Here is a 13,809-nt window from a genome sequence, read left to right on the forward strand (position 1 = left end):
GCGTGTCACCACTAGATCGACGCACCAGCGCGGTGCCCGACCAACGGGGCCCGACCAACGGGGCGACGTCAGCGCCGGTACTTCAGAGGCACCCGCAAGACCGCCTCGGTACCGCGTTGCCGACCGCGACCGCGCAAGCTCAATGACCCTCGGAGTTCGGATTCCACGAGGGTCCGCACGATCTGCAGGCCGAGGCGTTCGGCGCGTTCGAGGGAGAAACCCTTCGGCAAGCCGCGACCGTCATCGGAGATGACGACGTCCAGCCAACGCGCCGAACGCTCCGCCTGCACGACCACTTCACCGCCCTGCCCTTCCGGGAAGGCGTGTTCAAAAGCGTTCTGCACCAATTCGGTGAGCACCATCACCAACGGCGTGGCCAGCTCGGCCGACACGACCCCGAAACGTCCCTCGCGGCGCACCTTCACCCCGGTCTCCGCCGCAGCGACATCACTCATCATCGGGATGACGCGGTCGACCACGTCATCCAGATCCACCCGCTCGTCCACCGACATCGAAAGCGTCTCGTGCACCAACGCGATCGACGTCACGCGGCGTACCGACTCGTCCAACGCGAGCCGCGCCTCGTTGTTGCCGGTGCGCCGCGCCTGCAACCGCAGCAGCGCGGCCACCGTCTGCAGATTGTTCTTGACCCGGTGATGGATCTCGCGGATCGTCGCGTCCTTCGACATCAGCGCGCGATCCCGGCGCTTTACCTCGGTGACGTCGCGCACCAGCACCAGCGCGCCCGCCGCCTGCCCGCGAGGCCGCAGCGGCAGGGTGCGGAACAGGACTGTCGCGCCGCGTGCCTCGGCTTCGATGCGCATGCTGGGCTGCCCGCTCACCGCCCGCCGGGTGCGTTGCGCGACCTCGTCGGCGTCGAACGGGTCGTTGAGCAGCGACCGGGTCAGCGGGGCCAGCTGCGCTCCGACCAAGTCCGCGGCGTGCCCCATCCGGTGGTAGGCCGACAGCGCGTTGGGGCTGGCGAACACCACTGTCCCGGAGCTGTCCAGGCGGATCAGACCGTCGCCGACCCGCGGGCTGGTGTGCACATCGGGCGCTGGCTCCGGTGTCGGGAAGGAACCGTCGGCGACCATTTGGCACAGGTCGGCGGCGCTGCCCAGGTAGGAGATCTCCAGCGGACTCGGCACCCGCGGCACGGCCAGGTTGGTGTCCCTGCTGAGCACCGCGACGATTTCGTCTCCCAGCCGCACGGGAATGGTCTCGCGCCGCACCGGAACCCCGAGGTGCCAGCGCGGGTCCTCCTCGCGGCAGATCCGGCCTTCCAGTGCGGCGCGCCGCAGCTGCGGATGTTCGTCCTGGGTGACCACGGAACCGACCACGTCTTCCGGATGGGCCGTGGGAGCGGTCGTCGGCCTCGCCTGCGCCACACAGAGGAAGCGGCTTTCCGGGGCGTCCTGCGGGCCGATCGGAACCCAGAGCAGGAAGTCGGCGAACGACAGGTCGGACAGCAGCTGCCACTCGGCGACCACGAGTTGCAGGTGGTCGGCGGCGGTACCGGACAATCCGGTGTGCTCGGCGAGCAGATCACTCAGCGTGGACAAGGTCGGCCCCTCGGAGTCGGCGCGGTCGCGCTCATTCGACGACCGCGATCAGATCGCCTTCCTGGACCACGTCGCCTGGCTTGACCGCGAGCGTGCTGATCGTGCCGGACGCCTCGCTGAGCACCGGGATCTCCATCTTCATGGACTCCAACAGCACCAGCGAGGCTCCGTCGTTGACCGAGTCACCTTCGGCGACCGACACCGCCATCACGTTGGCGACCATCTCGGCGCGGATCTCCTCGGCCATGCTTTCCTCCTCATCGCGGACCCGCGGGGCCCACGCTTAGGAAACCACGACCGGAACCACCCATCGGCGGCAGGTGGTGGACATGTCAAACTGGACGCTTGAAACCCCAGCGGAGACCGGGTGGGCGCATGCTCCCCGGGGTCTCCGGACTGGTCGGACAGCCGAACTTGAGGGAGAGGCCATGGGTAAGCGGGCCCGCAAGAAGAAGGACCGGCGCAAGAACAAGGCCAACCACGGCAAGCGCCCCAACGGTTCGTGAATACGACGGCACCAGCCGCCGAAAGCTCGAATGGCCCTGGACCAGAGCGGTCCGGGGCCATTCGTCGTATTGCGGTCATTCCGCCGGGGTTCGTTTCGCCCGTACCTCCACCGAGGTTCCTTCCGGGCCGCGCTCGACGGTCACGTCCGCTTTCCGCAGCACGGCCTCTCGAATGGAGGCCCGGAGCCGGTCCTTCAGCTCCGTCGGGGCGTGCTCGCCGCTGCACTTGCGGTGCAGCAGTGCCTTGATGTGCTCTTCGATGCCGAAGTGTTCGAGGCAACTCCCGCAACTGTCGAGATGCTGTTGCACGGCAGCGCGCCGTTGCTGGTCGCACTCGTTGTCCAGGAACAACCACACCTCGGCGAGCACGTCCTCGCAGGAGGCCTCATCGGGCCCACCGCAGTTCATGAAGTGCTCACCTCCCGCTTGGTCTCTCGCAAGAAGCCGCGATCACGGGCGACGTCGGTGAGCATCTCACGCAGCTGCCGACGACCACGGTGCAGCCTCGACATAACCGTGCCGATCGGCGTGCCCATGATCTCGGCGATCTCCTTGTACGCGAAACCTTCCACGTCCGCGAGGTAGACGACCATGCGGAACTCTTCCGCCAACTGTTGCAGGGCGGCTTTCACGTCGCTGTCCGGCAACCGGTCAAGAGCCTCGACCTCAGCCGAGCGCAAACCGCTGGAGGTGTGGTTCTCGGCCTGCGCGAGCTGCCAGTCGGCGATCTCGTCAGTCGGCTGCTGCTGCGGTTGCCGCTGACGCTTGCGGTAACCGTTGATGTACGTGTTGGTCAGAATCCGGTACAGCCACGCCTTGAGGTTCGTGCCCTGGGCGAACGACTTGAACGCGGAGAACGCCTTCAGGTAGGTCTCCTGGACCAGGTCCTCAGCATCCTGGGCGTTGCGGGTCATCCGCAGCGCCGCGCCGTAGAGCTGGTCCAGCAGCGGCATCGCGTCCCGTTCGAAGCGGGCCGCGCGCTGCTCATCGCTCTCGTCCGTGCGATCGGCTCCAGCGGAGTCGATCGACGGCTCGATGTCGGCAGTGCTGAGCCGCCCAGCCTCGCCGGGCCGCCCGGTTGCCTCCGGGTGCTCTGGGGTGCTTGGCACCGGGCTCCTTTCCCGCCGCCTGGACGAGGTGACAACAGGCGACGAATCCATGCGATCTTTTGCATGGCCTGCCTTCGAGGATACCCGCGCCGTCCTGCCCTCACCCTGTGTCGACAGCGGCGCGCGGTCAGGACGGTCCAGCACGCACGTGGTCGTCGAATCCATCGTCACGACCCGTCCAACGCGATCCGCATCGACGGTTATTCCGGCCTTCTAGAGTGACGCGTATGGCAGGCAAGGGCACTCCGGCGACAGCGCTGTTGAGCAAACGACGCATCCCGCACCAGGTCCACGCGTACGAGCACGATCCGCGGGCCGACTCGTACGGGTTGGAAGCGGCCGAGGCCCTTGGACAGCCGCCGGAGCGGATTTTCAAGACGCTGGTCGCCGAGGTCGACGGGAAACTCGCCGTCGGCGTGGTCCCGGTCACCGGGCAGCTCGATCTCAAAGCGCTGGCAGCCGCCGTTGGCGGCAAGAAGGCGAAGATGGCCGAGATCGCCGACGCGGAACGCGCCACCGGCTACATCGCGGGCGGGATCTCGCCGCTCGGCCAGAAGAAACGCCTGCCGGTGGTGGTCGACACGTCGGCAACCGGATTCGACACGATCTACTGCAGCGCCGGGCGGCGAGGGCTGGAAATCGAGCTCGCGGCCGACGACCTGGTGCGACTGCTCGAAGCCCGCGTCGCCGACATCGCGGCCTGACCGTTCATGGACCACTCCCGCTGACTGGTCCCAACTCCGAACAGATCGGAGCTTCCTGTCCCGCATCGCCGCAGGCGTGGGAGAGCAGCGGTGCACGCAGAGCCGGGCGGACCTTTCTACCCGGTCCTTTCAAAGGCAGTCGGCGCGAACACCAAATCCGAGGCGAACTGCCTGCGCTGCGCGGCCGATACGGACGGCAGCGGATACGGCATCCGAGCCCTCATCGGGCCTCGGGCTCCGAAGCTCGGTTCGGTCGCCGGATGACAGAAAGGTTCCCATGCTCACACTGCTCAGGATCTCGACGTCGCGGATGTGACAGGAAGGTTCCCTTGCTGCCGCCGGGCCTGACGATGCGGTTGGGTTTTGACAGGAAGGTTCCCTTGCTTGCACGGCATCGGTGAATGCGACCGCTTGTGGCCGGAAGGTTCCCTTGCTGCGCAGATCGCCTGCGCGCGGTGACAGGAAGGTTCCCTTGCTCACATCTGTCGTCGCGGGTTCTTCGGGGGTGGGGGCGGCCCCTTTGCTTCGGTCGATGAGGAGGGCGTGTTCGCTGAGGTTTAGGCGAGTGGGATTCGGATTGCTTTGGACGGCGGGACTGAATTGTTTGGGGCCGTGTTGGCGTTGTCGGCAAGAGCATTCGCCGATCAATCGCCGCCGTTGGCGGCGCCAGCGGTGCCGGGTTCGCCGCCCGCGCCCGCAGCCCATCCGACGCTCCGCATCGTCGAGATCGTCGCCGCCGTCATCCGAGACCGTGCCGCGGCTCCGGTCTATTCGGTAGTGCTTGGGACGTTGTAGTCAGCACAACCATCAACGAAAGAACGCTCAAAGCGATGGCGCGCAGTTGAGAGGCGCACACGTTCCGCAGTTTCGAAGTGCAGCGACGTGCACCAGCTAGTCGATGAGGCGGAGGACTCGACCGAGCCACTCCTCGGCGGCGCGGAAGACAGCGTCGACGTCCGCTTTCAGCGAGTGGTCGCCAGGTACCAGCACCACCTCGCGGTTGTGCGACGGCTCTGGTTGGCCGAAGGCATCCCGATCACCTTGCACTACCAACACCGGGGCTTCCACTCCGTCGAGTTCCCCGAGCCGCGATTTCTCCGGCTTGCCTGGCGGGTGCAGCGGGAACGCCAGGCACAACACGGCGGACGCAGCTCCCACCTCGGCGGTGCGGCAGGCAACCCGCGCGCCGGAGGACCTGCCACCGAAGATCAACGGCAGATCCGCGAACCAGCGTTCGCCGAGATCCTCCACGACCGCGAGCCAGGCGGCGTCGAGCTGCTTGGCCGGGGCCGGGGCCTTGCGACCGGCCACCCGGTAGGGCTGTTCGATCAGCGCCACGTGCACGCCGCTTTCGGTCGCGGCGCGGGTCACCGCGACCAGGTCGGGCGCGGCGATGCCGCCGCCCGCGCCGTGGCCGAGCAGCAGGGCGGCGCGGCCCTCTTCCGCGCAGTGCAGCTCGGCCCTTGCCGGGCCGTGCGGCGTCTCGACCTCGACTCTGGTCATGACTCGAACAGCGCGACTTGCTCGGCCGGTTCGGGCGCTGGTGCTACCCGCTCCAGCAGTTTCGGATGGTTGTTGCGCATGCTGTTCACCTCGGTGGAAACGGGGTGGATCGCCAGTTCGTCGAGCACATCCGGTTCGGGCGTCAGCAGGTCGGCGATCTCGCAACGGTACGGGTCGAGCCAGTCGGCCCAGCGGTGTTCCGGTAGCACCAGCGGCATGCGGTGGTGGATGTCCGCCAGTTCGCCAACGGCATCGGTGGTTACGACCGCGCAGGTCACCAGCGGCTGGTCCGTGGAGTCCGGCGCCCACCACGCGGAGAACACCGCAGCCATCGCCAGGGTCGCGCCGTCTCCTCGGGTGCACAGGTACGGTTGCCGCCGCCGATCATCAGGTCGCCACTCGTACCAGCCGGTGGCGGGCATCAGGCAACGGCGACGCCGCGCCGAATCCGCGAATGCCGGTTTGGTGGTGATCGACTCGGCGCGTGCGTTGATCATCGGCGGACCGCTGCCGAGGTCCTTCGCCCAGGTCGGCACCAGTCCCCAACGCACCGGGCGCAGGCTGCGTTCAGTACCGCGTTGCACGATGATCGGCACCGTCTTGGTAGGTGTCACGTTGAAGTCCGCTCCGACCGCACCGGCCGTGCAATCCACCGCCGCGAACTCCTCGGCCAGCGCCGCCGGGTCCTGCCGGACGGCGTACCGACCACACATCAGAACTCACCCCGGTTCGCCTGTGTCACGTCCGGCACCGACTCACGTCGCTTCCTGGTCCAAACCTACCGCCTGCGGTTGGGCGTCGAGCGACACGCGTTCGACGAGCTCGGCGCCGTTGTTGCGGACGTTGTTGACCGCCGTCGACACGGGCCGGATCTCCAGGCCGTCGATCAGCTCCCCCGGCGGTGGGCCGAGAAGGTCGGCGACGTCCTGGAGATCCGGGTCGAGCCACTGTTCCCAGGCCGTCGACGGCATCAGCAACGGCATCCGGTCGTGCACTTCGGTCAGCCGTCCGATCGCGCTGGTGGTCAGCACTGAGCAGGTCACCAGCGGGGGCGCGTCCTCGACCTGGGGATCGTGCCAAGTGGCGAAGATCCCAGCCATCGCGAGGCTGGAGCCATCCGGAGAGGTCATGAAGAACGGCTGCTTGCGGCCGCCGTCGCGCGTCCACTCGTACCAACCGTCGGCGGGTAGCAGACACCGAAAGCGCTTGATCGAGGTGCGGAAAGCCGGTTTGGTGGTCACCGTCTCCGACTTGGCGTTGATCATCCGGTTGCCGATGGACTTGTCCTTGGCCCACATCGGCACCAGCCCCCACCGCATCACCCGGATGCTGCGTTCGGTTCGATCGAGGTCCGGCTCACCGGCCTCGTCGCGGGGGTGCCGCTGCACGACGCTGAGCACGCCCTTGGTCGGCGCGACGTTGAAGTCGGCCCCCGGAGCGGCCCCGCCGGTGGCGTCGAGTGCGGCGAACTCCGCCGCGAGCTTGCCCGGATCCTTCGTGGAGGCGTACCTGCCGCACATGCCTGGTTGTCCTCCGTCACCTCGGAGTGGTGCGATTGGTTGACCTCATCCTCGCAGCCCGCATCGCCGCAGGCGAGCGGCGTGGCCGGATTGCCCCCGCTGCTGAATTCGGTGGGGCAGGTGGGGGATCATTGCCCTATGACCCAGCTCTGGCCTGCTCCCGTCGCTTCCGGCGCAGTGCGTGCGACCGTCTCGGTGCCCGGTTCGAAGTCCATCACCAACCGGGCCCTGGTGCTCGCCGCGCTCGCCGAGGGTCCATCTACGCTGCGCGCGCCGCTGCGCAGCAGGGACACCGAGCTGATGGCCAGGGCGCTGGGCGCCCTGGGCGTCGCGGTGCAGGACGGACCGGACGGATCGTGGCAGGTCACGCCGACCTCGCTGCACGGACCGGCGGAGGTTGAGTGCGGACTGGCGGGCACCGTCATGCGGTTCGTGCCGCCCGTCGCGGCATTGGCCGTCGGCCGGATCGTCTTCGACGGCGACGCGCAAGCCCGCCAGCGCCCGCTGGACACGATGCTCAACGCACTGCGCGAGTTGGGCGCCGACATCGACGGCAACGCCCTGCCGTTCGAGGTGCGCGGCACCGGAAAGCTGGCCGGTGGCCCGGTCACCATCGATGCCTCTGCCTCGTCGCAGTTCGTCTCCGGACTGCTGCTGTCGGCCCCTCGGTTCGAACAGGGCGTCACGCTGCTCCACCAGGGCAAGCCGGTGCCGTCGCTGCCGCACATCGACATGACGGTGTCGATGCTGCGAGCTGCTGGCGCCGATGTCGACGATGCGGAGCCGAATACCTGGCGGGTCGCAGCGGGCCCGATCCGCGCATTCGACGTCGAGATCGAACCCGATCTGTCCAACGCCACCCCGTTCCTGGCCGCCGCCGCGGCGACCGGCGGCACCGTGACCGTGCCAGGTTGGCCTGCGCAGACCACGCAAGCCGGTGACGCAATCCGGGAAATCCTCCGCCAGATGGGTGCGGAGGTGCAGCGCACGGCGAGGGGCTTGACCGTCACCGGCCCCGATGAACTCGCCCCGATCGACATCGACCTGCACGACGTCGGCGAACTCACCCCGACTGTCGCGACGCTGGCCGCACTCGCGCCCGGCCGCTCGCAGCTGCGCGGTGTCGCCCACCTGCGCGGCCACGAAACCGACCGGCTCGCCGCCCTGCAGAACGAGCTGAACAAACTGGGCGGTGCGGTCGAGCAGACCGAGGACGGACTGCTGATCGAGGCCCGGCCGCTTACCGGCGGGACCTGGCATTCCTACGCTGACCACCGGATGGCCACGGCTGGCGCGATCCTCGGTCTGAAGGTGCCCGGCGTGGTCGTCGAGGACATCGCGACGACCAACAAGACGATCCCCGACTTCCCAGGGATGTGGACGGCGATGCTTGAGGATTCGATGTGACTCCGGAGGCGGCGGTCTGATGCGCAAGCGCGGCTGGCGGGATCTGGACGAGTCGGATGTGCGGGTGCGCCCCGGACGCCGGGGCACCCGGCCGCGCAGCAAACAGCGCCCCAAACACGCGGACGCCGCCGCTGCGATGGTCGTCGCGGTCGACCGCGGCCGGTGGACGTGCGCGCTGGGTGGAAACCCGGACCGGCTGGTCACCGCCATGCGGGCACGCGAGCTCGGCCGTTCGCCAGTGGTGGTCGGGGATCGGGTCGAGCTGGTCGGCGACACCTCCGGCAAGCAGGACACGCTGGCGCGGATCGTGCGGATCGCCGATCGCACCAGCGTGCTGCGCCGCACCGCCGACGACACCGACCCCTACGAGCGGGTCGTGGTCGCCAATGCCGAGCAGTTGGTCATCGTGACCGCGCTGGCCGATCCGCCGCCGCGCCCCGGCTTCATCGACCGCTGCCTGGTCGCCGCCTACGCGGGCGGATTGACCCCGGTGCTGTGCCTGACCAAGGCCGACCTCGCCGATCCCGGCGAATGGATCGACACCTACTCCTCTTTGGACATGCCCATCACGATCACTCGATTGGATGCCGAGCCGGATGAGTTGCGCGGCCTGCTCGCCAACCGGGTGTCCGCGCTGGTGGGGCACTCCGGGGTGGGGAAGTCCACGTTGGTCAACCGGCTGGTGCCTGCCGCCGACCGGGCCACCGGTGAAGTCAGCGGTGTCGGCAAGGGTCGACACACCTCGACCTCGGCGGTCGCCCTTCCGCTGTCCGGACGGGGCTGGGTGGTGGACACGCCGGGGATCCGCTCGTTCGGCCTGGCACACGTCACCGCCGACGACGTGATCGCGGCGTTCGAGGGATTCGCCGAAGCGGCCGAGGAATGCCCGTCGAACTGCGGACATTTGGGTGGCGCCGACGACCCCGACTGCCACCTGGACACCTACGCGGCTGACGGCGGCAACGTCGAACAGCTCGCGTCGCTGCGCCGCCTGCTGCGCTCCCGCGCGGGCCTCGACGAGCTCTGAGCGTCCAGCTCACGCCACGAGAGCCAGCCCGGACAGGGAACTGCTTGAGCTTGCAGCAGCGTTCTTGTGACGCTGCGACGCCGCAGCTCGCGGGGCCACCTCATGAGCCTTTCGCTGCACGACGGGTGATCCGGTCATCCCGTTCCGAGTTGGCGAAGTGAACGCGGCGATCGCGTCAGATCTGGTGGGCGAGGATTCAAGCTAATCGCCCAGACCATGTACACAGCTTGCTCCGCTGCGGATTCTCAGTGCCTGACCACCGAGATTCGCTGCGCGAGCCTTTCCGACGCGGGTGGCGCAATTGGCGATTTCGCACGAAATCGGTCACGTCGCACCACCACGCAAGACGAGCGCGAGGACGAGGGGATTCCGCCGCCTGGACCGGCAAGCTTGTTTCCCCCGAACGGGGAGCGATCGTCCCCTGTGGCCTCAAGACATCGTTGCTAGCGTGTCCCGGAGGTCGGCACGAGCCGTTTTTTCCTTGCGTGTTCGGGCCGATACGACGTGCGGGCAACCGCACGAGCACAGTGCCGCCACCGGCCCGAGGAGCTCGCCTGATGCTACGAGCCCACATCAGGACCGCGGTGTTGTCCGCCGGTCTCGCCCTGATCTCCACGCTAGGTGCCTGCAGCGCCGAGCAACCCCCGCGCCCCAGTGCTCTGATGGCCGCCCGCCCCGATCCGCGTCCTGCCGCAGATGGCGTGTTGTCGCAGGTAATCGGCAAGATCAGCGAGCGGGGCAGCGTGCGGACCAGTGTGCGCGGAAGTCTCGGCATGGTAGGTGAACTGACCGCGGAAGGCGTTGTCCGCTACCAGGGATCGTTGGCCGATCTCGCATTCGACGGGCGCACCCGGGCCGCCAAGAACCAGCCGCCGCAGCACCTGCAACTGTCTATCGTGGACGGCGTCGGCTACTTGAAAACCCCGTTGGTGCCGCCGGAACCGAACAAATCGTGGCTCCGGATCGCACCCGATGGCATGGATTTCGGCTCCAGACTCCTCAGCCCCACGCTGGACCAGCTGCACGCGGCAATCGACCCGCGAGCCACCTTCACGGGAGTCGAGCCAGCCACTCGGATCCAGGCCAGCGCACCGGACACCGTTGACGGCAAACCGACCACCCGCTACGAACTGCGGATCATCACCGCGCAGGCGGCCGATGTGGCCACCGACCCGCAGCAGCGGATCCGATTCCGCCAGGTCGCCAATTCCGGCGAGCCGGAACTCGGTTACCAGCTGTGGCTGGACGAATCCGGCCTTCCCACCCGATTCGCCGCCAGCCAGGAAGTCGCCCAGGCCGGGCAGGTATCGCTGACCTCGACATATCGCGACTGGGGAGCACCTGTCGAGATCCGCGTCCCACCGATCGAGCAAGTCGGCGTGTTCCAAGAAGCCACACCGCGGGCCCAGCAACCACCGCGCTGACGGCGTGCCACCCGCCCGGCACGGTACCCGCTAAGTTCAGGGGATCCGGCGTGGCCCTGGGGAAGCCGCTGACGTGCTACATCAGTTCCAGCAGGAAGGGCACTTCCTGCGGCGCGTACCAGGCCAGTTCGTGGTCTTCGGCTTCGCCGAGGGTGAAGTCCGCATCCGGGTCGCCGAGGTCGGCCGCGTCGATGACCTCTGCTGCCGCGCGCACCGCCTCCTCGGCTTCCGTGGCATCCACGTGCACCGCCGCGATCTGCTGCCAGCTCACCGGCCCGGACACCTTCACCACCGCATGATCCAGATCTGGCCGCAGCGTGACGTCATCGACATCGGCGGAGATCACCACCCGCCGAAGCTCCACCTTCTCGCCAGCACCCAGGTCACCGGCGATCAACCGCAGCGACGCCCTGGTGGCCTCCCGCATCGCCGCGTACTCCAGCTCTTCGGTATCACCGCTGGCATAGGACTCGCGCAGCGACGGGGTCAACGCGAACGCGGTCCCGCTCAACGGCTGCAGCTGCTTGTCGTCCACCAGTTGCCGCAGCATCGGCACCGTGGCGGGCAGGTAAACCCTCATGCGTCGACCGTCCCGATCATCTCGTCCACTGCTTCTCCGATCATCGCCGCCAACACGTCCACATCGGGCATCGCGTCCCGATCCGCGTTCAACCCGAAGTACACGCCACCGTCGTAGGAGGTCACGCCGACCGACAACGACTGGTTCTTGGCCAACGGCACCACCGGGAACATCTCCATCATCCTCGCTCCCGCCGCGTACAACGGCACCTGCGGTCCGGGCACGTTGGTCACCAGCACATTGAACAGTCGATCGGAGAACTGGTTGGCGACCCGCGCGCCCAGCGCGTGCAGCGTCGGCGGGGCGAACCCGGACACTTTGACCAGCGCACTGGCCGCGACCGACTGACCGGACTCCGCGTGCGCGCGCATGGCATGGCTGACCTGGTGCAGCCGAACCGTGGGGTTTCCCTCACCCACCGGCAGGTCCACCAGATACGCCGACACCTTGTTGCCGATCGACCCGACCGGCAGGCTCCCGGTTTCCGGGTAGGTCGCTCGCGCCTCGGCATCGTCGGAGCGAACCGAGACTGGCACCATCGCGCGCACGGTCGTCGACGGCGTCACCACCTCACCGCGGGACAGCAGCCAGTTCCGCAGCGCGCCGGTCACCACCGCCAGCACCACGTCGTTGACCGTGGTGGCGTGCGCCCGGCGGACGGCGCGGAGGTCGTCGAGCTTCGCCCGCGCGACCGCGAAACGGCGTTGGGTCGAGGTCGGCGCGTTCAGCGGCCCGCTCGGCGCCGGAACCACTGCGGTCCGCAGCACCGACGCGACACCGCCGAGCGCTCGGGTGAACTTCTGGACCGTCACGGTGGCGTCCACCGCAGCAGCCCGAACGTTCTCCACCACCTCACCGGGCCGTTGCACGGCGTCGGTCATCGCCTCCACCACCAGTTCCGCCAAGCTCGGCGCCGGGCGGGGCATCCACAGGTCGTCGGCGTCCGGGACATCCCGATCGCGCTCCACGTCCAAGATCACTTGCCCGATGTCGATCGCGCCTATCCCGTCCACCATCGCCTGGTGCGTCTTGGTGATAACCGCGACCCGGTTCTTCGACAGCCCCTCGACCAGGTAGAGCTCCCACAGCGGCCGAGCGTGGTCGAGCTTGCGGGACATCAGTCGGGCGGCCAGGTCGTGCAACTGGTCATCGTTGCCGGGCTTGGGCAGGGCCGACCGGCGCACGTGGTAGGTGATGTCGAAATCCTGATCGTCCACCCACACCGGGCGCGCCAGTTTCCCCGGCACCTGCATCACACGTTGCCGGTAGCGCGGCACCAAGCCCAGCCGACGGTCGATCAACGCCAACACCTTGTCGTAGTCGAACCCGGTGCGGGGGCGGCGGAACACCGCGACGCCGCCGACGTGCATCGGCGTCGTGTAGTCCTCCAGGTACAAGAAGGACGCATCGGCGGCGGAGAGACGATCGGACATGACCGCGATCCTGGCACACCAACCCGCGCAATCCCGAGGGATTCCAGTCGAGGCGCGCTGCGCGGCACGTGTGACACTTGACAGCGTGACCAGCGAAGCTTCCCCGAAAGATCGATTCGTCACCGTTTACGGGCGAAAACCCGTGCTGGAGGCGTTGGCCGACTACAACCTGCGGGTGGACAAGGTGCTCCTCGCCGAGGGGCTGCGCGGACCAGTCATCGAGGAGATCAAGGACGCCGCCGCCGACCGCGCTGTGCGAGTCGAACGGGCCAGCGCAAACCGGGTGAAGTTGCTCGCGGGGAATGGGCGGCATGATCAGGGTGTGTTGGCTGATGTGGTGGCGCGCAGGATGCGGCCGCTCGCAGACGCACTGGCAGATCCGGCGAACGCACCTCGTACCGTCTTGCTGCTCGACGGATTGACGACACCGGCGAACGTGGGCATGATCCTGCGCACCGCAACAGCAGCCGGAATCGACGGCATCGTCGTCCCGCACCGAGGAGTCGCCAGCCTCGATCCGCTGGTCATCAAGGCATCGGCTGGGGTGGCCTTTCACGCCCCGGTGCTGCGGACCCGGACCGCGGGCGAGGCAGCAGAAATGTTGGGGGAGGCGGGGTATCCGTTGTTCGCATTGGAGGCCAACGCGGCGGACAGCATCTTCGACGCGGACTTCGGGTCGCGCGCGGTGTTCGTCCTGGGCAACGAGACCGCTGGGCTTTCGGAAGACGTCCGGGCCTGGATCGCGCAGCCGGTATCGATTCCGATGGCAGGCGATGTGGAGTCGCTCAACGTCGCCAGTGCGGCGGCGGTGCTGTGCTTCGAACTACTCCGACGCAAACTCGCGTAGTCCGTCGGCGGGCCACCCGGCCCGCCTTTTCCATATCCTCAGTTTTTCTCGACGACAAACGAAAAGAGGCCCCTTTCCCTTCTGCGATCAGAAGGGAAAGGGGCCTCTTACATGTTGTGTGTCGGTGGTGTCTTACTCTCCCACACCCTGGCGGGTGCAGTACCATCAGCGCTGGGGAGCTTAGCTA

The 13,809-nt window shown here is 67.8% G+C and carries 15 protein-coding genes; 6 read left to right on the forward strand and 9 right to left on the reverse strand.

The genetic code is table 11. From position 1 onward, the window contains the following. Positions 1-68 precede the first annotated feature (68 nt). Together MOQ72_RS04970 and MOQ72_RS04975 are read right to left on the reverse strand one after the other, a co-directional pair. On the reverse strand, positions 69-1,562 hold the full coding sequence (locus tag MOQ72_RS04970) for a PAS domain-containing sensor histidine kinase (protein ID WP_242180860.1): 1,494 nt from the start codon (positions 1,560-1,562) through the stop codon (positions 69-71). Between the two features lie 31 nt (positions 1,563-1,593). Next, positions 1,594-1,809 carry a biotin/lipoyl-binding carrier protein gene (locus MOQ72_RS04975; RefSeq protein ID WP_242180861.1) on the reverse strand — a complete coding sequence of 72 codons (216 nt, stop codon included), beginning with the start codon at positions 1,807-1,809 and terminating at the stop codon, positions 1,594-1,596. Positions 1,810-1,990: 181 nt separating this feature from the next. On the opposite strand from MOQ72_RS04975, the gene MOQ72_RS45530 reads away from it, so the two are divergent. Further along, positions 1,991-2,068, forward strand: coding sequence for a 50S ribosomal protein bL37 (locus MOQ72_RS45530; protein WP_371812874.1), 78 nt, complete (start codon positions 1,991-1,993; stop codon positions 2,066-2,068). 75 nt (positions 2,069-2,143) lie between these two features. Here the strand turns inward: MOQ72_RS45530 and rsrA are convergent, their stop codons facing one another. Beyond that, positions 2,144-2,476: a mycothiol system anti-sigma-R factor gene (rsrA, locus tag MOQ72_RS04980; RefSeq protein WP_242180862.1), complete on the reverse strand. Its 333-nt coding sequence runs from the start codon at positions 2,474-2,476 to the stop codon at positions 2,144-2,146. After that, positions 2,473-3,093 (reverse strand): sigma-70 family RNA polymerase sigma factor, encoded by a 621-nt coding sequence (locus MOQ72_RS04985; protein WP_308197848.1) that lies wholly within the window; start codon positions 3,091-3,093, stop codon positions 2,473-2,475. Before MOQ72_RS04985 ends, rsrA begins: the two co-directional genes overlap by 4 nt. Positions 3,094-3,404: 311 nt before the next feature. Here MOQ72_RS04985 and ybaK point away from each other — a divergent pair, with 311 nt between their 5' ends. Beyond that, positions 3,405-3,881 (forward strand): Cys-tRNA(Pro) deacylase, encoded by a 477-nt coding sequence (gene ybaK / locus MOQ72_RS04990; protein WP_242180863.1) that lies wholly within the window; start codon positions 3,405-3,407, stop codon positions 3,879-3,881. Between the two features lie 891 nt (positions 3,882-4,772). On the opposite strand, the gene MOQ72_RS04995 is transcribed toward ybaK, so the two are convergent. The 3 genes from MOQ72_RS04995 to MOQ72_RS05005 are packed head-to-tail and all read right to left on the reverse strand — an operon-like array spanning position 4,773 to position 6,904. Continuing rightward, positions 4,773-5,384, reverse strand: a complete 612-nt coding sequence (locus tag MOQ72_RS04995) for an alpha/beta hydrolase family protein (protein ID WP_242180864.1) — start codon at positions 5,382-5,384, stop codon at positions 4,773-4,775. Next, entirely contained in the window at positions 5,381-6,097 is a 717-nt protein-coding gene (locus MOQ72_RS05000; protein WP_242180865.1) for an SOS response-associated peptidase, read from the reverse strand. Before MOQ72_RS05000 ends, MOQ72_RS04995 begins: the two co-directional genes overlap by 4 nt. A gap of 42 nt (positions 6,098-6,139) precedes the next feature. Then, positions 6,140-6,904 carry an SOS response-associated peptidase gene (locus tag MOQ72_RS05005; RefSeq protein WP_242180866.1) on the reverse strand — a complete coding sequence of 255 codons (765 nt, stop codon included), beginning with the start codon at positions 6,902-6,904 and terminating at the stop codon, positions 6,140-6,142. Between the two features lie 138 nt (positions 6,905-7,042). Here MOQ72_RS05005 and aroA point away from each other — a divergent pair, with 138 nt between their 5' ends. The 3 genes from aroA (at position 7,043) to MOQ72_RS05020 (ending at position 10,762) form a co-directional block, all read left to right on the forward strand. Beyond that, positions 7,043-8,311 carry a 3-phosphoshikimate 1-carboxyvinyltransferase gene (aroA, locus tag MOQ72_RS05010; RefSeq protein ID WP_242180867.1) on the forward strand — a complete coding sequence of 423 codons (1,269 nt, stop codon included), beginning with the start codon at positions 7,043-7,045 and terminating at the stop codon, positions 8,309-8,311. Positions 8,312-8,330: 19 nt separating this feature from the next. After that, positions 8,331-9,338 (forward strand): ribosome small subunit-dependent GTPase A, encoded by a 1,008-nt coding sequence (gene rsgA / locus MOQ72_RS05015; protein ID WP_242180868.1) that lies wholly within the window; start codon positions 8,331-8,333, stop codon positions 9,336-9,338. 557 nt (positions 9,339-9,895) lie between these two features. Continuing rightward, positions 9,896-10,762 (forward strand): SCO4651 family lipoprotein, encoded by an 867-nt coding sequence (locus tag MOQ72_RS05020; RefSeq protein ID WP_242180869.1) that lies wholly within the window; start codon positions 9,896-9,898, stop codon positions 10,760-10,762. A gap of 76 nt (positions 10,763-10,838) precedes the next feature. Here the strand turns inward: MOQ72_RS05020 and MOQ72_RS05025 are convergent, their stop codons facing one another. Together MOQ72_RS05025 and MOQ72_RS05030 are read right to left on the reverse strand one after the other, a co-directional pair. Further along, positions 10,839-11,342: a DUF6912 family protein gene (locus tag MOQ72_RS05025; RefSeq protein WP_242180870.1), complete on the reverse strand. Its 504-nt coding sequence runs from the start codon at positions 11,340-11,342 to the stop codon at positions 10,839-10,841. Beyond that, the gene (locus tag MOQ72_RS05030) at positions 11,339-12,775 is read right to left on the reverse strand and encodes a WS/DGAT/MGAT family O-acyltransferase (protein ID WP_242180871.1); all 1,437 of its coding nucleotides are present in this window, start codon (positions 12,773-12,775) and stop codon (positions 11,339-11,341) included. Before MOQ72_RS05030 ends, MOQ72_RS05025 begins: the two co-directional genes overlap by 4 nt. Before the next feature lie 85 nt (positions 12,776-12,860). Here MOQ72_RS05030 and MOQ72_RS05035 point away from each other — a divergent pair, with 85 nt between their 5' ends. Continuing rightward, on the forward strand, positions 12,861-13,622 hold the full coding sequence (locus tag MOQ72_RS05035) for a TrmH family RNA methyltransferase (RefSeq protein ID WP_242180872.1): 762 nt from the start codon (positions 12,861-12,863) through the stop codon (positions 13,620-13,622). The last annotated feature ends 187 nt before the right edge of the window (positions 13,623-13,809 follow it).

Source organism: Saccharopolyspora soli, assembly GCF_022678645.1.
Lineage (GTDB): Bacteria > Actinomycetota > Actinomycetes > Mycobacteriales > Pseudonocardiaceae > Saccharopolyspora > Saccharopolyspora soli.